Raw genomic sequence first — 17,320 nt, forward strand, 5'->3', positions numbered from 1 at the left:
TCAGCCCGACGACGTGAGCGGTTACGTCAGGTGGGGTCCAGCTGTGGGGAATTGCTAGGGAACGGTGACGCCGAGGGCGGGGAGGACCACGGCGTCGATGTACGAACGAAGGAATTCCTGCGTGGGTGGCAGCTCGTCGATCAGCGTGCGGGTGGCGAAGGCGCCGACCATCATGTGCACGACGTACTCGCGGGCCGGGCAGTCGGCCCGTACCTCACCGCGGTCCACCGCGCGCTGCATGACCTTGCGGAATTCACCCATCTCCGGTTCGACGAGCAGCTCCTTGAGCGCCCGCATGAGATCCGGGTTCGAGTGCGCCGCCATGGCCAGCGCCCGCATCAGGTCGGAGTTGCGCTCCATGGTGCAGTCGTCCTCGCGTGCCACGAGGGTGTGGAAGTCGCCCCGCAGGGATCCGGTGTCGACCTCGCCGATGCTGCCAGGCTTGCTGTGCCGCATGGCCTTGACGACCAGTTCGGGCTTGCCGCCCCACTGGCGGTACAGAGTCGCCTTGCTGGATCGCGTACGGGTGGCGACGGCGTCCATGGTGAGGGCGTCGTAGCCGACTTCCCGGAGCAGGTCGAGCACGGCCGTGTACAGCTCGGCCTCGCGCTCGGGCGTGATCCGACTGCGGCGCACCGTTGCGACTTCAGTCATGGCTCTCACCTTTCCCGGCTCCGAACGACACGGTTTCGTACGTGACGAATGTAGCGCACTCTCAAGCGAAACGAAACTGTTTCGTTCGTGTCGCTGCTCACGCCCGGTCGACCCGTGCGTGTTTTCCATAAGTTGCCCTGGTCCATCCCCGGGAAAAGCATGGGGAGGTGAGCTATCTGCGCCTTCCGCATCTGAGCGGCGAACTGCTGTGCTTCGTGTCCGAGGACGACCTCTGGCTGGCCCCCCTCGACGGCCCCGGCCGCGCCTGGCGGCTCACCGTCGACCGCACCAAGATCGGCCACCCCCGGTTCTCGCCCGACGGCCGCCATCTCGCGTACACGAGCTGGCGGAGTCTGGTCCCGGAGATCCATCTGATGCCGGTGGACGGCGGGCCGGGCCGGCAGCTCACCCACTGGGGCTCCGCCGACACCCAGGTCTGCGGCTGGACCCCCGAGGGCGCCATTCTCGCCGTCGCCTCACACGGCGAGCCCTTCTCCTACTTCACCTGGGCGTACAAGGTCCACCCCGACGGCGACCCCGGTCGCAAGCTCCCCTGGGGCCCGGTCTCCGACATCCAGGCCGCCGACCTCGACGGCGAGCGCAGGACCCTGCTCCTGACCGGCACCCCGCCGCACGAACCGGCCGCCTGGAAGCGCTACCGGGGCGGGGCGACGGGGAGGCTGTGGCTGCACGGCGAGCGGCTGCTGGCCGACCTGCCGGGCCACCTCCACTCCCCCATGTTCGTCGGCGGCCGGATCGCCTTCCTCTCCGACCACGAGGGCGTCGGCAACCTCTACTCCTGCGCCTACGACGGCTCCGACCTGCGCCGCCACACCGACCACGACGCCTTCTACGCCCGGCACGCGGCGAGCGACGGCACCCGGGTGGTGTACCAGTGCGCGGGCGACCTGTGGATCGTCGACGACCTCGCCGCGGACGCGGCGCCCCGCCGCCTCGACGTCCGGCTGAGCGGCCCGCGCGCCGGCCGCCGCAGGTACCCGGTCCCGGCGGCCCAGCACGTGGACGGCATCTCGGTCGACGAGACGGGCCGCGCGAGCGCGGTCGTCGTCCGCGGCAGCCTGTACTGGCTGACCCACCGCGACGGCCCGGCCCGCACGATCACGGACACCCCGGGCGTACGGGTCCGGCTCCCGGAGATGCTCGGCTCGGTCGGCCAGGTCGCGTACGTGACGGACGCCGAGGGCGAGGACGCGATCGAGGTCGCCCACCTCCCGAGGGCGACCGGGGACCGTGAGCCACGGCGGCTGGCCTCGGGCGAACTGGGGCGGGTGCTGGAGCTGGTCTCGGACCCGCAGGGCGAGCGCCTCGCCATCGCCTCGCACGACGGACGGCTGCTGCTCATCGACGCGACGGAGGACTCCACCGGCGAGGTGACCGAACTCGTCCGCTCCATCAACGGGCCGGTGCGCGACCTCGCCTTCTCCCCGGACGGGGCCTGGCTGACGTGGTCGCACCCGGGGATCGGGCGGACGCTGCGGCAGATCAAGATGGCGCGGATGAAGGACCGGTTGATCGTCGACGTCACCAACGGCCGCTTCGAGGACGAGAACCCGGTGTTCACGAGGGACGGCCGCTATCTCGCGTTCCTGTCGTGGCGTGGTTTCGACCCCGTCTACGACGTGCACACCGGTGACCTGTCCTTCCCGCTGGGCTGCCGCCCGTACCTGGTCCCCCTGTCCTCCGCCACCCCCTCCCCCTTCGCGCTGAACCCGGAGGGCCGGCCGGCCGCCGGGGGCCTGGACCCGGTCGAGGACGAGGGCGGTGACGGCGACGGCACGGTGATCGTCGAGGTCGAGGGCCTGGAGAGCCGGGTGACGCCCTTCCCGGTCACCGCCTCCAAGTACTCGGCGCTGTATCCGGTCGCGGGCGGCGGACTGGTGTGGCTGCGCTGGCCGATCTCCGGGGCACTCGGCGAGACGTTCGCCAACCCGGACGACACCAGCGGCCGGCCGACCCTCGAGTACTTCAACATCACCAAGGCGAAGAAGTCCGAACTCGTCGAGCACCTGGACTGGTTCGCGGTCAGCGGCGACGGCTCACGGCTGGTCGTCGTGGACGAGGGCGACCTGCGGGCGGTGCCGTCCAACGAGATCGGCGACGGCGACTCGACGGTCTGGATCGACGCCCGCCGCATCCTGCACCAGGTCGACCCGGCCGCCGAGTGGCGCCAGGCGTACGACGAGGCCGGCCGGCTCATCCGGGCCTACTTCTGGGAACCCGGCATGTGCGGCATCGACTGGGACGCGGTGCTCGACCAGTACCGCCCGCTGGTCGAACGGGTCGCGTCCCCCGACGAGTTCGCGGACCTGCTGCGCGAGGTGCTCGGCGAACTCGGCACCTCCCACGCCTACGTCTCCGCCGCCCGCCGCAACGAGGGCCCGCCGCACTACCAGCGCCGCCAGGGCCTGCTCGGCGCCAACCTCGTCCGGCGCGACGACGGTTGGACGGTCAGCCGGATCCTGCCCGGCGACTCCTCGGACTCCAAGGCGCGTTCACCGCTGGCCGGCACCGGCATCCGGGAGGGCGCGGTGCTCACCCACGTGGACGGCCGGCCGGTGGACCCGGTGACGGGACCGTACCCGCTGCTCGCGGGCTCGGGCGGTACGACGGTGGAGCTGACGTTCACCCCGGCGGAGGGGGAGGGACGGGCGCGTCGCGTGGCGGTCGTCCCGCTCCTCGACGAACGGCCCCTGCGCTACCAGGACTGGGTGACCAAACGCCGGGCCGTCGTACGGGAGTTGAGCGGCGGTCGCTGCGGCTATCTGCACATCCCCGACATGGGCGGCTCGGGCTGGGCCCAGTTCAACCGGGACCTGCGCATGGAGGTGTCCCGGCCCGCCCTGATCGTGGACGTACGCGGCAACGCGGGCGGCCACATCAGCGAGCTGGTCGTGGAGAAACTGACGCGCACCATCCTCGGCTGGGACCTGACCCGGGACGCCCAGCCGGTGTCGTACGCCTCGAGCGCCCCGCGCGGGCCGGTGGTCGCCCTCGCCGACGAGGCGACCTCCTCGGACGGCGACATGATCACGGCGGCGTTCAAGCTGCTCGGACTCGGCCCGGTGGTGGGTCAGCGCACCTGGGGCGGAGTGGTCGGCATGACCGGCCGCCACCAGCTGGGCGACGGCACGGTGATCACCGTGCCGATGAACGCGGCCTGGTTCGACGCCTACGGCTGGTCCGTGGAGAACCACGGCGTCATCCCCGACCTGGAGATCCTGCGCACCCCGCTGGACTGGGCGGAGGGCAGGCACGCGCAGTTGGACGACGCGGTCAGACTGGCCCTGGACCTCCTGGAGACCAACGCCCCGGCCACACCGCCAAACTACTCGAACGTCCCGAACCGGTCACGGCCGAGACTCCCGCCGCGCTGACCGGGCGAGCGTGGCAGGAGGGGTGCCCCGAGCGGGGGCACCCCTCCTGTTCAGCGTGCGGCGTCAGGCGTCGAAGTCCTGGCTGAAGCGCTCCTCTTCTTCGCGGCGCAGACGCTCGCTCTCCTCGTCGCCGCGCTCACGCATCGGGTGCATGGGGTCCTGCCCCGGGCGGCCGCGCTCCTGGCCCTGCTGACGCTCCTGGCCCTTCTCACGGGCCTGCTGCGCCTTCTGCTTGGCCTGGTCCTGCCACTGCTCCGACTTGTCCTGGAACTTGTCCTTCATACCCATGTGGGTTCACTCCCATAGAGGGTGGGGGATCTCAGGGCCCCTTGGCGGGGCCTCGACCAGATTCACACGGGCGGACACACTGCGCATTTCGATCAACTACGGTGCGTAGCGCGAGCCTCCTCATCAGCGGCCCCACCTGCGCCGACGAGCCCTGAACGCACGCCCTCCAGCCGGGTCCCGAACCGCCGCATCTCCCGCTGTCCGACGGTCCCGATGACCGCGGGAAGATACCCGCGCACCCCCTGCATCCCGCGCAGCCACCACTGGCCGTAGACGTGACTCGACCTGCGCTCGATCCCGGCGACGATCCGGTCCACCGCCGGCCCGAGCGGGTACGTCTTGTTGGACGGCCACGGCAGCCGCTGCCGCAGTTCCCGCATCACGTCGTCCTGGTCCGCCCCCCGCACCATGTCGGTGTCGGTCCACGACAGGTACCCGACGCCCACCCGCACGCCCCGGTACCCGACCTCCGCGCGCAGACTGTGCGCGTACGCCTCCACACCGGACTTGGACGCGCAGTACGCGGTCATCATCGGCGCCGGGGTGATCGCGGCGAGGGAGGCGATCTGCAGCAGATACCCCCGGCTCTCCGTCAGCACCGGCAGGAACGCCCGTGCGGTCACCGCCGATCCGATCAGGTTGACCTCGATCACCCGCCGCCAGGCCACGGGATCGGAGTCCACGAAGGGCCCGCCGGTGGCGACACCCGCGTTGGCCACGACGATGTCGACCTTCCCGAACCGCTCCTTGACCTCCTCGGCCACCCGGGCCATCGCCTCATGGTCGGTGACGTCGGCGTACCAGTGGTCGCTGTCACCGTGCAGCCGCTCGGCGACCTGCTTGAGCCGGTCCGGCTCCAGCCCGACCAGCGCCACCTTCGCCCCGCGCGCGGACAGCTTGCGGGCCAGCAACTCCCCCACGCCCCGCGCCGCTCCGGTGACGACGGCGACCTGTCCTTCGAGACCGACCCTGCTCATGCGTCCTCCTTGACGTGACCGACGTGGACGTACGTGCCGACGAGCTCCCGGATCTTCCCGGTGACCTGCTCGGGCGCCTCGACGGGCGTCATGTGGCCGATGCCGGGCAGCTCGGTCAGGCCCAGGCAGGCGGGCAGCGCGGCGACCAGCGCGCGGGCCTGCACCGGGGGCGTCAGCCGGTCGGCCGAGCCGACCAGGACAGCGGTCGGCACGCGCAACTCCCGTACGTGGTGGTCGAGATCGAGCAGGCCGAGCACCTCCGACCAGGCGTGGCGCACCTTGCGCGGACAGGCGTGCACGATCCGGGCACACGCCTCGACCATGTGCGGGGCCGAACCGGCGCCCATCGTCCCGTACCTGAGGATCCGTCGGGCGAGCGGCGTGACCGGCCCGAGCGGGGCACGGGAGCCGAGCAGCCGCCTGGTCAGGAAGGTCCGCAGCCGGCCCGCCCGGATCGGCAGCACCAGCGACTCGGCGACCAGCCGTGACGCCCCCGTGCTGCACAGCAGTACGGCCGCCGCGTGCTCCCGGAAGCCGGCTCTCCCGGCCGCCGCCATCACCGTCATCCCGCCCATGGAGTGACCGGCGATCACCGCCTTCTCCCCCGGCGCGAGAGTCGTTTCCAGTACGGCTTCGAGGTCGTCGGCGAGCGCCTCCGTACCGCAGGCACGGCTCGCCGGGCTGCGTCCGTGGCCGCGCTGGTCGTAGGCGATCACCCGGTGGTCCGTCGCCAACTCCCGTACCTGCACGGCCCAGAAGGCGGTGGAACAGGTCCAGCCGTGGGCGAGGACGACGGCCGGCGCGCCCTCGGGCCCGTGCACCTCGACGTGCAGTCGGGCGCCGTCGGCGGAGACGGCGGTGAGCACGCGGGCCGGGACGGGCGGGGCGTAGGGGCCGGAGGAGACGTGCAGGAGGCGGCTCATGCGTCCACCTCGGCCTTCCGCACGGCCGGCGTGCGCAGCACCTCGTACTCGCTCAGGTCCACCCGCCGTGTCGCCCGCCGGAACTCGGCGGTGGTGCCCGGCCAGATGGTGGTGTTGCGGCCGTTCGCGTCCAGGTACCAGCTGTCGCAGCCGGTGTTCCACACCGTGCGCTTCATGCGCTCCTGCACCCGCCCGTTCCAGGCCCGCACGGCACCGGGGCGGGCGTCGAGGGCGACCCGGCCGCCGAGGACCCGCAACTGCCGTACGAGGTCGACCATGTAGTTCAGCTGCGACTCGATCATGAGGATCATGGACGAGTTGCCGAGGCCGGTGTTGGGCCCGATGACGGTCATCCAGTTGGGGAAGCCGGGCACCGAGGCACCCCGCAGCGCCTCCATGGCCCCGCCCGCCGCCCAGGCCTCCGCGAGCGTACGGCCGTCGGCGCCCACCACCCGGTCGGCGATCGGCATGTCGGTGACGTGGAAGCCGGTGCCGAAGACGATCGCCTCGGCCTCGGCCTCGGTGCCGTCGGCGGCGACCAGGGTCGAGCCGCGGACCTCGCTCAGGCCGCTCGCGACGACGTCCACGTTGGGCTTGGCCAGCGCCGGGTAGTACTCGCTGGACAGCAGGATCCGCTTGCAGCCGATGCGGTAGCCGGGCGTCAGCTTGGCGCGCAGGGACGGGTCCTTGATGGAGCGGGCCATGTTCCGCCTGGCCAGCGCCTCCACCATGCCCAGCTCGTCGGGGCGCTTGGTGAACAGCTGGACCTGCAACTCCCGGATGCCCCACAGGAGTCCGCGCCTGAGCTGCGTGGTGACGGGCAGCCGCCGATGCAGCAGGCGCTCGGCCCCCGTGATCGCCCGGTCGACGCGGGGCATCACCCAGGGCGGGGTGCGCTGGAAGAGGGTGAGCTTCCCGGCGACGGGCTGGACGGCCGGCACGATCTGGATGGCGGAGGCACCGGTCCCCACCACGGCGACCCGCTTGCCGCGCAGGTCGTAGTCGTGGTCCCAGCGGGCCGAGTGGAAGACCTTGCCGGGAAAGGTGTCGAGCCCCGGGATGTCCGGGATCCTCGGGTCGGACAGCGGGCCGGTGGCGGAGACGACGAAGTCCGCGGAGAGCGGGCCGGCGGCCGTCTCGATGTCCCAGCACAGCCGCTCCGCGTTCCAGGTCATCGTCTTGACCTCGGAGTCGAAGCGGATGTGCGGGCGCAGCCGGAAGACGTCGGCCACGTGCTCCAGGTAGGCGCGGATGTGCTGCTGCCCGGAGAAGGTGCGCGGCCAGTCGGGGTTGGGCGCGAAGGAGAACGAGTACAGGTGGGACGGCACGTCGCAGGCGCACCCCGGATAGGTGTTGTCCCGCCAGGTGCCGCCGACACTGTCGGCCCGCTCCAGGACGACGAAGTCGGTGACGCCCTCGCGCCGCAGCCGCACGGCGGCGCCGAGTCCGCCGAACCCCGACCCGATCACCGCCACCCGTACATGCTCGTGTTCGTGCTCGGCCATCCCGAAGCCTCCACGCGTCGCGTTGAACTCTGCCAGTGAACACTGGCGCAATGGGGAGAGTAGAGCAGCTCCGTACCGATGGGTAGGGGCCGGGGCCAGGAAAGTTACCGGGGGTACGACATAGGCTGCGTCCGTGACGCAGACGCGCGAATACCGCATGGAGGAACTGGCACGACTGGCCGGCATCCCCGTGCGCACCCTGCGCTTCTACCGTGAACGCAAACTGATCGCGCCACCCCGCCGCGAGGGCCGCATCGCCTGGTACGACGACCACCACCTGGCCCGCCTGCGCACCATCGCGGCGCTCCTGGAACGCGGCCACACCCTCAGCAGCATCGCGGAGCTGGCGGAGGCCTTCGAGCACGGCCGCAACGTCGGCGAACTCCTCGGCATGGACACCCCCACCGAGGAGGAACCGGTCCGCCTCACCCCCGAGGAACTCGCCGCCCGCTTCGAGGGCGAGGTCACCCCCGAGAACCTCGCCGCCGCCCTGGACCTCGGCTACCTCGGCACCGACGGCGACGAACTCGTCCACATCAGCCGCCGCCTCCTGGACGTCTCCTCGGCCCTGGTCCGCGAGGGCATCCCCCTCGCGGAGGTCCTGGAAGCGGGCCGACGCGTCCGCGAACACGCCGACGCCCTCGCCGAACTCTTCGCCGACGTGATCCTGCGCCACGCCCCCGAGGAAGACCTCCAGCGCCTGCGCCCACTGGCCCGGAGCGTGGTGGAGGCGGAACTGTCACTGGCACTGGACCGGCGGCTGCGGAAGCGGGACTAGAGGCCGGCTAGAGGTCGTAGACGACGGTGACCGGCGCGTGGTCGGACCACCGCTCCGCATGCGTCGCCGCGCGCTCCACAAACCCCTTGACCGCCTTGGCGGCCAGACCCGGCGTCGCGACGTCATAGTCGATGCGCCAACCTGAATCGTTGTCGAAGGCCCGCCCCCGGTACGACCACCACGTGTACGGTCCCTCGACGTCCGGATGCAGTGCCCGCACGACGTCCACGTAGCCGCCCTCCGCCGGGTCGAAGACGCGGGTCAGCCACTCCCGCTCCTCCGGCAGGAAGCCTGAACTCTTCTGGTTGGCCCGCCAGTTCTTGAGGTCGGCCTGTTGGTGGGCGATGTTCCAGTCGCCGCAGACGAGGACCTCGCGGCCGTCGGCGGCGGAGCGCTCGCGCAGGTCCTTCAGATAGACGAGGAACTCGCCCATGAAGCGGACCTTCTCCTCCTGGCGCTCGGTGCCGACCTCGCCGGAGGGCAGGTAGAGGGAGGCGACGGTGACGCCGGGCAGGTCGGCCTCGACATAGCGCCCGCTGGTGTCGAACTCGGCCGAGCCGAAGCCGACGCGGACCCGGTCGGGCTCGCGACGGGTGTAGAGGGAGACGCCGGCCCGGCCCTTCGCTGCGGCGGGCGCGTGCACGACGTGCCAGCCGTCGGGTGTGCGGACGTGCTCGGGCAGTTGCTGCGGTTCCGCGCGCACCTCCTGGAGGCAGAGCACGTCGGCGGAGGTCTCCGCGAGCCATTCCACGAAGCCCTTCTTCGCGGCGGCGCGCAGTCCGTTCACATTGGCGGAAGTCACAGTGAGCACCCCGGCACGATACCGGCACACTGGATCGAGCCCCGACCAGGAATGGATTAATATACGGTGATCAGCATGAACATACGCCGCGTCTCCTTCGACCACCCCGACGCCGTCAAGCTCAACGACCAGGTGCAGGCCGAGTACCACCTGCGTTACGGCGACGGCGGAGACGCCACCCCGCTGGACCCCGCGGACTTCCACCCCCCGAACGGCGTCTACCTGATCGCGTACGACGAGAACGACGCCCCCGTCGCCACCGGCGGCTGGCGCGCCCAGGACACCAACGGCGAGGGCAACGTCGACGGCGACGCCGAGCTCAAGCGGATGTACGTCATCGACGCGATGCGCGGCCGCGGCCTCGCCCGCCGCATGCTGGCGACCCTGGAGGAGGACGCCCGCACGGCCGGCCGCGTCCGCATGGTCCTGGAGACCGGCACCGAGCAACCCGAGGCCATCGCCCTCTACACGTCCAGCGGGTACGAGCCGTGCACCAAGTTCGGCTACTACCGGCACTTCGAGGAGAGCCGCTGCTTCGCCAAACGCCTGTAGCCGCCCGGCTCAGGGAGGTGCAGGTGCAGGTGCCGTCACTCCCGCCCGGCCGCCTCCCGGGCGATCCGCTCGAACTGCGCGCCCATGGCGGCGGACAGGGCGTGCGCCGCCGAGAGCGGACGGACCATGACCATGAAGTCGTCGATCCTGCCGTCCTCGTCGAAGTGCAGGAAGTCGCAGCCGGTGAGCCGCTTGCCGTCGACGGTCGCGGTGAAGACGAGGGCGTGGTCGCGCCCGTCGGGGTTCGCGATCTCCCGTACGTACGTGAAGTCCTCGAAGACCTGCCACACGGCGCGCAGGATCGCGCTGGTGATCGCCTTGCCTTCGTACGGCTTGAAGACGACCGGGCTGGTGAAGACGACGTTCTCGGCCAGCAGGGCGGCCGCCGCGTCCATGTCACCGGCCTCGACGGCTTTGCGGAAGGGGTGCACGAGATCACCTCACATACTAAACGAGTTGAATAGGTGTGTTGCAGAGTAGGATCGGATCATGGCTTTGCGCAACGCCGTGATGGCCGCACTTCTGGAGGGCGAGGCGTCCGGGTACGACCTCGCGAAGGGGTTCGACGCCTCGGTGGCCAACTTCTGGATGGCCACCCCCCAGCAGCTCTACCGGGAGCTGGAGCGAATGGAGAGCGAGGGCCTCATCGCGGCCCGCGTCGTCGAGCAGGAGCGTCGCCCCAACAAGCGGCTCTTCACGCTCACCGACGCCGGGTTGGAAGCCGTGCGCGCCTACACCGCCGAACTCCCCGGCAGACCGACGGCGATCCGGGACGAGCTGATGGTGAAGGTCCAGTGCGTCGACGCCGGCGACATCGAGGCCGTACGCGCCGGAATCGCCGAACGCATGGAGTGGGCCACGGCCAAGCTGGCTTCCTACGAGCGTCTGCGCCAACGCCTGCTGGACGGGCGCACCGAGGACGAGTACTTCGCCACCGCCGAGCGCATCGGCCCGTACCTCACACTCATGCGGGGCGTGGCCTTCGAACGGGACAACCTCGAGTGGGGCAGGCTGGCCCTGATGCGACTGGACCAGCGCGCCGCGGCCGCCAACGGGCGGGCCTGAGCGGGCGATTGACGAGGTGAAACACGAAGATCCCGCCCGATCGGTCAGATCGGACGGGATCTCGTCAACTGCCCCCGGGTTTCCCCGGAACAGTCGTTGCGGTGGACCTGTGGGGATTTGAACCCCAGACCCCCTCGATGCGAACGAGGTGCGCTACCAGACTGCGCCACAGGCCCTTGCAACGAGTGAAACTCTAGCATCCCCGTCCCGGTGCTTGGAAATCCGTTCCCGGGCTGGTCACACCACCTCGGGTCACTCGTTCGCGGCCCGCGGCCGGTCGCCGTCCTCGTACTGGTCGAAGAGCGGCGTGCGGCCCCGCTCACGGGCGCGGCGTGCGGAGGCGGCGCGACGGGCGTCACTGCGGCCGTCCGCCGCCGGTTTGTCGTCCGCGTCGTCGGCCTCTTCCTCCGCTCCGGCGTCCTGCTGCTCGCCGGGCCGTGCCTCCTGCTCGGGCGTGGCGGCACTGGACCGCGCGGAGCTCCACGCGTCCGGTGCCCCGAGGTCCACGTCGGAGGTGGCCCGTGGCGCGACCGGGGCGGTCACGTACGTCGGCAACGGCACCGGGACCGGGTCCCAGCTGTCACCGTGGCCGGGCCGCTGCTGGCGTTCGCGCTGCTGGTCCACCCACTCCGCGTGGTCGGTCTGCTCGACGAGCGCGCGCCGGTCGGCGGCCAGCGCCGACAGTCCGGGGTCCAGCTCGGACGCGGTCGCTTCGTCCGGCTCCTCGGCGTCGGCGCCGGAGTCGACGGACGCGCGCCGACGCGGCTGGCGCGCCCGCTCCCGCAGTCGCTGTGCGGCGACCTCGGCGCGGCGGCGGTCCATCTGGTAGGCGAAACGCCGGCGCTCCTGTGAACGCAGGTAGGCGATGTACGCGCTGAGCAGCACGGCGGGTACGCCGGGCGCCCACAGGAGGGTGAGCCCGCCGACCGCGGCGACGATCGCGCCGAGCGAGAAGGCGATGAACAACATGACGGTCGTACGCCTGCGGCGCGCGAGCACCTTCGTGCGTCGGGCGCGTGCCGCGGCCGCTTCTTCCGCGGGCGTGCGCCTGGCGGCCGGCACCCGCTTCCGCGCGGGGGCACCCGCTTTTTCGCGTGCGGGTTCGCGCGCGTGTTCAGACCGGGCGGGTTCCTGGGCCTGCTCCTGGACCGCGGCCTTCGCCTGCGGGCGGGTCGGAGGCATGGCGAAGGCCCGGACGTCCACCGAATCGGTGACCGCGCCCGGGTCCACGGCGCTGGGCTCCCCCTCTTCGGTGGAGCGCGCCCGCAGGTCCTTGGCGTATCGGCGCTCCATCCCCGCCCGTCCGGACAGCAACCGGATGGCCGTGCTGAAGCGTTCCGTCGGACGGGCCTCGTTCAGCTCGTCCTGCCTACGGAGCCACATCGGCACCAAGTAGGCTGCCCAGGCCCCGACAATGACTGCGTAGATGAGGCCGCTGCTGCTCACGCCTCACACGGTAGAGGGGTTTGCGTGAGGCCATCTGCCAATTGCGCCGGTGTGTCGCACGATCTGGCTGATATTTCGAGCTTTTTTTGTGACCGATGCGATCAACAGGCCGCCGAGGTAGCGAATTCAATGCCCCGAGACGGTCATCCACCGATCATTTTCGAACACATATTCAATTTCCCGGCCTAGGCGGGATTGTCGTGCGGGGCGCCCTGGGAGCGTGCCCGCTGCCAGCGCCTGAGCAAACCGTCGGGCACTTCTTCCGCGGTGAGTGCGAACACGAGGTGGTCGCGCCAGGCGCCGTCGATGTGGAGATAGCGCGGCCTGAGGCCCTCCTCGCGGAATCCGAGTTTCTCCACGACCCGGCGGCTGGGCCCGTTCTCGGGGCGAATGCAGACCTCGATGCGGTGCAGGCCCACGGTGCGGAAACAGTGGTCCACGACGAGCGCCACGGCCGTCGGCATCACTCCGCGGCCGGCCACCGACTCGTCGACCCAGTAGCCGACATGCCCCGAGCACATCGAGCCCCAGGTGATCCCGGCGACCGTCAGCTGCCCGACCAGCCGCCCCTGGTACTCGATGACGAACGGCAGCATCCGGCCGGCGTTCGCCTCGGCGCGCAGATGCCGGACCATCTGGCGGTACGTCGGCCGGTGCGCGATGGGCCCGCTGGGCGTGGGAGGCGGGATCGTCGCCTCCCAGGGCCGCAGCCAGTCCCGGTTGCGCCGGTTGACCTCGCGCCACGGCCGCTGGTCGCGCATTTTTATCGGCCGGAGGACGACATCGCCGTCCGCCAGCACGACGGGCCAGGATGGGCTGTTCAGCTCGCACCCCCACTACCGGCGGCGGGTCTGGGGTGGTCGCCGCCGCGCAGCTGGTCGACGGCGTGCACCAACAGGGGCTCCAGGACGGCCAGTCCGTCCCTCACCCCGCCGGTGGAGCCCGGCAGATTGACGATCAGCGTCCGCCCCGCCACTCCGGCCAGGCCCCGGGAGAGCGCCGCCGTCGGCACCTTCTCCCGTCCGAACGCCCTGATGGCCTCCGCGATGCCCGGCACCTCGTGGTCGATCACCCGGCGCGTCGCCTCGGGGGTCCGGTCGGTGGGCGAGATGCCGGTGCCGCCGGTGGTGACGATCACGTCGTACCCGGCGTCGACCCCGGCACGCAGGGCGGCCTCCACCGGCTCCCCGTCGGGGACGACCTGCGGGCCCTCGACGGCGAAGCCGAAGCCCTTGAGGCCGTCGGCGATCAGCGGACCGCCCTTGTCCTCGTAGACCCCGGAGGCGGCCCGGTTGGAGGCGGTGACCACGAGCGCGCGATACGTCATGCCCGGCTCCAGTCGCCCGACTTGCCGCCCGTCTTCTCTTCGACCCTGACGTCCGTGATGACCGCTCCCTTGTCGACCGCCTTGACCATGTCGATCACGGTGAGCGCGGCGACGGAGACCGCGGTGAGGGCTTCCATCTCGACGCCCGTGCGGTCCGTCGTCTTCACCGTGGCCCAGATCTCCACGGCGTCGTCCGCGACCTTCAGGTCCAGTTTCACACCGGACACCGACAAGGGGTGACAGAGCGGGATGAGGTCGGGGGTCCGCTTGGCGCCCATGATGCCCGCGATCCGCGCGGTGGCCAGGGCGTCTCCCTTGGGGACGCCCTCACCACGCAGCAGTTCGACCACGCGGGCGGAGACGAGGACCCGGCCGCTGGCACTGGCGGTGCGCGCGGTCACGTCCTTCCCGGACACATCGACCATGCGGGCCGCGCCCGCCTCGTCGATGTGGGTCAGTCGGTCCTGCACAGAGGGTCCGGGGGTCTCCCCCCGGGAAGGCACTGTCATGCTGTGTCGCGCTCCCGGTCCGGGCCCGGCGCGGTGCGGCGCGTGAGCCTGTTGTGCGCGACACGGTACCGCCAAGTTGAACCCTTGAGCGGCGCGGACCCCGCTGCTCAGCCGAGCAGGACGACCTCGACCTCGGCGCCGGGCTCCACGGACTCCACGTCCTCGGGGACGACGATCAGCGCGTCCGCGTGCGCGAGGGCCGCCACCAGGTGCGATCCGGCGCCCCCGACCGGGGTGACCGCACCGTCGGCGTACGTCCCGCGCAGGAACTGCCGCCGGCCTTTCGGCGAGGTCAGCGCCTTGGGGGTGGTGAGGGTCGCGCGGGTCCGCGGCCGGTGGACGTCGGGCAGGCCCATCAGGGCGCGGATCGCGGGGCGCACGAACAGCTCGAAGGAGACGTACGACGACACGGGGTTGCCGGGCAGGGCCAGCAGCGGTGTGTGGTCGGGGCCGATGGAGCCGAAGCCCTGGGGCTTGCCGGGCTGCATGGCGAGTTTGCGGAACTCGATGCCGCTGCCGGCCTCGTCCTCGTCGCCGACGTGCGACAGCGCCTCCTTGACGACGTCGTACGCCCCGACGCTCACGCCTCCGGTGGTGACCATGAGGTCGGCGCGGACGAGCTGGTCCTCGATGGTGGACCGCAGGGTCTCGGCGTCGTCGGCGACTGCGCCCACCCGGTAGGCGATGGCGCCGGCGTCGATCGCGGCGGCGGTGAGGGCGAAGCTGTTGGAGTCGTAGATCTGGCCGCTGCCGAGTTCCTGACCGGGCTGGACGAGTTCGCTGCCGGTGGACATGACGACCACGCGCGGGCGCGGCCGGACGCGTACGGTGGCGCGGCCGATCGCGGCGAGCAGGGCGATCTGCGGCGGGCCGAGGACGGTGCCCGACTCCAGGGCGCGGTCCCCCGCCTTCACGTCACTGCCCTTGGCGCGCACGTGTGCGCGGGCCTCGGCGGACCGGTACACGTGCACGTGCCCCTCGGCGCCGTCGGGGGCCAGCGCGCGGGCGCGCATCCCGGTCACCGGGCCCTCGCCGAGGCCGCCGTCGGTCCACTCGACGGGGACGACGGTCTCGGCGCCGGGCGGCAGCGGGGCGCCGGTCATGATGCGGGCGGCCTGGCCGGGCCCCACGTGCAGCAGGTCGGCCTGGCCGGCCGCGACGTCCCCGACGACGTCCAGGACGGCGGGGTACTCCTCGCTCGCGCCCGCGACGTCCGTGACCCGTACCGCGTACCCGTCCATGGAGCTGTTGTCGAACGGCGGCAGGGACACCGGCACCGTGACGTCCTCGACCAGGAGGCAGCCCTGGGCGTCGAGGAGTTGCAGCTCGATGGGTTCGAGGGGGCGGACGGTCGCGAGGATGTCCTCCAGGTGCTCGTCCACCGACCACAGCTGGTCGTGGCCGGTGGTGCGGGACGCGGCGCTGCTCAACGTTGTTACATCTCCTCGGCTACGTAACTGCGAAGCCAGGTCCGGAAGTCCGGGCCCAGGTCTTCACGTTCGCACGCGAGTCTGACAATGGCACGCAGGTAGTCGCCGCGGTCGCCGGTGTCATAGCGGCGGCCCTTGAAGACGACGCCGTGCACCGGGCCGCCGACCTTCTCGTCCTCGGCGAGTTGCTGCAGGGCGTCGGTGAGCTGGATCTCGCCGCCGCGGCCGGGCTCGGTCTTGCGGAGTATGTCGAAGATGTGCGGGTCGAGGACGTAGCGGCCGATGACCGCGTAGTTGGACGGGGCGTCCGCCGGGTCGGGCTTCTCGACCAGGCCGCTCACCCTGACGACGTCGCTGTCCTCGGTGGTCTCGACGGCCGCACAGCCGTAGAGGTGGATCTGCTCGGGGGCGACCTCCATGAGCGCGATGACGCTGCCGCCGCGCTGCTCCTGGACCTCGACCATCCGCTTGAGGAGCGGGTCGCGCGGGTCGATCAGGTCGTCGCCGAGGAGGACGGCGAAGGGCTCGTGGCCCACGTGCGGGGCGGCGCACAGCACGGCGTGGCCGAGGCCCTTGGGGTCGCCCTGGCGGACGTAGTGCATGGTGGCGAGGTCGCTGGACTCCTGCACCTTCGCGAGCCGGCCGGCGTCACCCTTCTTCTGAAGGGCCGATTCCAGCTCGTAGTTGCGGTCGAAGTGGTCCTCGAGGGGACGCTTGTTGCGTCCCGTGATCATGAGGACGTCGTCGAGGCCCGCGGAGGCGGCCTCCTCGACCACGTACTGGATCGCGGGCTTGTCGACGACCGGCAGCATCTCTTTGGGGGTGGCCTTGGTGGCCGGCAGGAACCGGGTGCCGAGGCCTGCTGCGGGGATGACAGCCTTGCTGATCCGAGGGTGCGACTGAGTCATGTCCGCAACCATATCCGGTGCCTTTGCTAGGAATCTGAGGCTCCGGTTAATTGGCTCTCATATGAGCGGATTGAAAGGGTACGGAGCAACCTTTGAACCACATCGGACGTCCGGGCGAGCCTGACAAGCGTATGTTGCGGCGAGAAATCCTCGCGGTGAGGAACGCGTTGACGGCCGATGACGTGCGGGAAGCCGCCGTCGCGCTGGCCGGGAGGGCGTTGGAGCTGCACGAGCTGGCGCGGGCGCGCACGGTGGCGGCGTACGTCTCCGTGGGGAGCGAACCCGGAACGCTCACGCTCCTGGACGCGCTGCGCGCGCGGGGCGTACGGGTCCTGCTGCCGGTGCTCCTGCCCGACAACGACCTGGACTGGGGCGCCTACACCGGCGAGGACTCCCTCGCACGCGTCCAACACGGCGGAAAGATGGCCCTCTTCGAGCCGGCCGCCGACCACCTGGGAGCGGACGCCGTGACCACCGCCGACGCCGTGCTGCTGCCGGGCCTCGCAGTCGACGCGCGCGGCATGCGTCTGGGGCGCGGCGGAGGGTCGTACGACCGGGTGCTCGCGCGCCTGGAGCGCGCGGGCGCACACCCCGCGCTGGTGGTGCTGCTGTACGACTCGGAGGTCGTGGAGCGGGTGCCCTCCCAGCCGCACGACCGGCCGGTGCACGCGGTGGTGACGCCGTCGGGCGTGCGCCGCTTCCGGGACGACCGCTGAAGGCGAACCGGCCCACCACCCCCGCGGGGAGGGGCGGGTCGACGG

18 protein-coding genes and 1 tRNA gene are annotated in these 17,320 nt (G+C 71.3%); 5 read left to right on the top strand and 14 right to left on the bottom strand.

Annotated features, from left to right (window positions below; all coding sequences use genetic code 11):
- Positions 1-54: 54 nt before the first annotated feature.
- On the bottom strand, positions 55-654 hold the full coding sequence (locus ACWBNA_RS12445) for a TetR/AcrR family transcriptional regulator (RefSeq protein ID WP_482704355.1): 600 nt from the start codon (positions 652-654) through the stop codon (positions 55-57).
- 167 nt (positions 655-821) lie between these two features.
- Between ACWBNA_RS12445 and ACWBNA_RS12450 the strand changes: the two genes are divergently transcribed.
- Positions 822-4,049 (top strand): S41 family peptidase, encoded by a 3,228-nt coding sequence (locus ACWBNA_RS12450; protein ID WP_482704356.1) that lies wholly within the window; start codon positions 822-824, stop codon positions 4,047-4,049.
- 63 nt (positions 4,050-4,112) lie between these two features.
- Here the strand turns inward: ACWBNA_RS12450 and ACWBNA_RS12455 are convergent, their stop codons facing one another.
- The 4 genes from ACWBNA_RS12455 to ACWBNA_RS12470 all read right to left on the bottom strand — a co-directional run bounded on the left by ACWBNA_RS12455 (position 4,113) and on the right by ACWBNA_RS12470 (position 7,742).
- Positions 4,113-4,337 (bottom strand): hypothetical protein, encoded by a 225-nt coding sequence (locus ACWBNA_RS12455; protein ID WP_482704357.1) that lies wholly within the window; start codon positions 4,335-4,337, stop codon positions 4,113-4,115.
- A 92-nt stretch (positions 4,338-4,429) separates the two neighbouring features.
- Entirely contained in the window at positions 4,430-5,314 is an 885-nt protein-coding gene (locus tag ACWBNA_RS12460) for an SDR family oxidoreductase (protein ID WP_482704358.1), read from the bottom strand.
- Positions 5,311-6,237, bottom strand: coding sequence for an alpha/beta fold hydrolase (locus ACWBNA_RS12465; RefSeq protein ID WP_482704359.1), 927 nt, complete (start codon positions 6,235-6,237; stop codon positions 5,311-5,313). The genes ACWBNA_RS12460 and ACWBNA_RS12465 overlap by 4 nt, the downstream gene beginning before the upstream one ends.
- Complete coding sequence (locus ACWBNA_RS12470) at positions 6,234-7,742, bottom strand: flavin-containing monooxygenase (RefSeq protein ID WP_482704360.1); 1,509 nt, start codon at positions 7,740-7,742, stop codon at positions 6,234-6,236. The genes ACWBNA_RS12465 and ACWBNA_RS12470 overlap by 4 nt, the downstream gene beginning before the upstream one ends.
- A 157-nt stretch (positions 7,743-7,899) precedes the next feature.
- On the opposite strand from ACWBNA_RS12470, the gene ACWBNA_RS12475 reads away from it, so the two are divergent.
- Complete coding sequence (locus ACWBNA_RS12475) at positions 7,900-8,520, top strand: MerR family transcriptional regulator (RefSeq protein ID WP_482704398.1); 621 nt, start codon at positions 7,900-7,902, stop codon at positions 8,518-8,520.
- 7 nt (positions 8,521-8,527) lie between these two features.
- Here ACWBNA_RS12475 and ACWBNA_RS12480 read toward each other — a convergent pair whose 3' ends face one another.
- Positions 8,528-9,331 (bottom strand): exodeoxyribonuclease III, encoded by an 804-nt coding sequence (locus ACWBNA_RS12480; RefSeq protein ID WP_482704361.1) that lies wholly within the window; start codon positions 9,329-9,331, stop codon positions 8,528-8,530.
- 66 nt (positions 9,332-9,397) lie between these two features.
- Here ACWBNA_RS12480 and ACWBNA_RS12485 point away from each other — a divergent pair, with 66 nt between their 5' ends.
- Positions 9,398-9,874 (top strand): GNAT family N-acetyltransferase, encoded by a 477-nt coding sequence (locus tag ACWBNA_RS12485; protein WP_482704362.1) that lies wholly within the window; start codon positions 9,398-9,400, stop codon positions 9,872-9,874.
- A 35-nt stretch (positions 9,875-9,909) separates the two neighbouring features.
- Here ACWBNA_RS12485 and ACWBNA_RS12490 read toward each other — a convergent pair whose 3' ends face one another.
- The gene (locus tag ACWBNA_RS12490; RefSeq protein WP_482704365.1) at positions 9,910-10,305 is read right to left on the bottom strand and encodes a nuclear transport factor 2 family protein; all 396 of its coding nucleotides are present in this window, start codon (positions 10,303-10,305) and stop codon (positions 9,910-9,912) included.
- A gap of 58 nt (positions 10,306-10,363) precedes the next feature.
- Here ACWBNA_RS12490 and ACWBNA_RS12495 point away from each other — a divergent pair, with 58 nt between their 5' ends.
- Positions 10,364-10,939 carry a PadR family transcriptional regulator gene (locus ACWBNA_RS12495; RefSeq protein WP_482704366.1) on the top strand — a complete coding sequence of 192 codons (576 nt, stop codon included), beginning with the start codon at positions 10,364-10,366 and terminating at the stop codon, positions 10,937-10,939.
- A gap of 102 nt (positions 10,940-11,041) precedes the next feature.
- Here ACWBNA_RS12495 and ACWBNA_RS12500 read toward each other — a convergent pair.
- The 7 genes from ACWBNA_RS12500 to galU all read right to left on the bottom strand — a co-directional run bounded on the left by ACWBNA_RS12500 (position 11,042) and on the right by galU (position 16,559).
- A tRNA-Ala gene (locus ACWBNA_RS12500) sits at positions 11,042-11,115 on the bottom strand.
- Between the two features lie 76 nt (positions 11,116-11,191).
- On the bottom strand, positions 11,192-12,385 hold the full coding sequence (sepX, locus tag ACWBNA_RS12505) for a divisome protein SepX/GlpR (protein ID WP_482704367.1): 1,194 nt from the start codon (positions 12,383-12,385) through the stop codon (positions 11,192-11,194).
- Between the two features lie 185 nt (positions 12,386-12,570).
- Positions 12,571-13,185, bottom strand: a complete 615-nt coding sequence (locus tag ACWBNA_RS12510; protein WP_482704368.1) for a GNAT family N-acetyltransferase — start codon at positions 13,183-13,185, stop codon at positions 12,571-12,573.
- 20 nt (positions 13,186-13,205) lie between these two features.
- Positions 13,206-13,712 carry a MogA/MoaB family molybdenum cofactor biosynthesis protein gene (locus ACWBNA_RS12515; protein ID WP_482704369.1) on the bottom strand — a complete coding sequence of 169 codons (507 nt, stop codon included), beginning with the start codon at positions 13,710-13,712 and terminating at the stop codon, positions 13,206-13,208.
- A complete protein-coding gene (gene moaC, locus ACWBNA_RS12520) occupies positions 13,709-14,221 on the bottom strand; it encodes a cyclic pyranopterin monophosphate synthase MoaC (RefSeq protein ID WP_482704370.1) in 513 nt (170 codons plus the stop codon). The genes ACWBNA_RS12515 and moaC overlap by 4 nt, the downstream gene beginning before the upstream one ends.
- A 107-nt stretch (positions 14,222-14,328) precedes the next feature.
- Positions 14,329-15,651 (bottom strand): molybdotransferase-like divisome protein Glp, encoded by a 1,323-nt coding sequence (gene glp, locus ACWBNA_RS12525; RefSeq protein WP_482704371.1) that lies wholly within the window; start codon positions 15,649-15,651, stop codon positions 14,329-14,331.
- 5 nt (positions 15,652-15,656) lie between these two features.
- The gene (galU, locus tag ACWBNA_RS12530; protein WP_383859036.1) at positions 15,657-16,559 is read right to left on the bottom strand and encodes a UTP--glucose-1-phosphate uridylyltransferase GalU; all 903 of its coding nucleotides are present in this window, start codon (positions 16,557-16,559) and stop codon (positions 15,657-15,659) included.
- Between the two features lie 131 nt (positions 16,560-16,690).
- Between galU and ACWBNA_RS12535 the strand changes: the two genes are divergently transcribed.
- A complete protein-coding gene (locus ACWBNA_RS12535; protein ID WP_482704372.1) occupies positions 16,691-17,275 on the top strand; it encodes a 5-formyltetrahydrofolate cyclo-ligase in 585 nt (194 codons plus the stop codon).
- The last annotated feature ends 45 nt before the right edge of the window (positions 17,276-17,320 follow it).

Source organism: Streptomyces sp. Q2 (assembly GCF_056820935.1).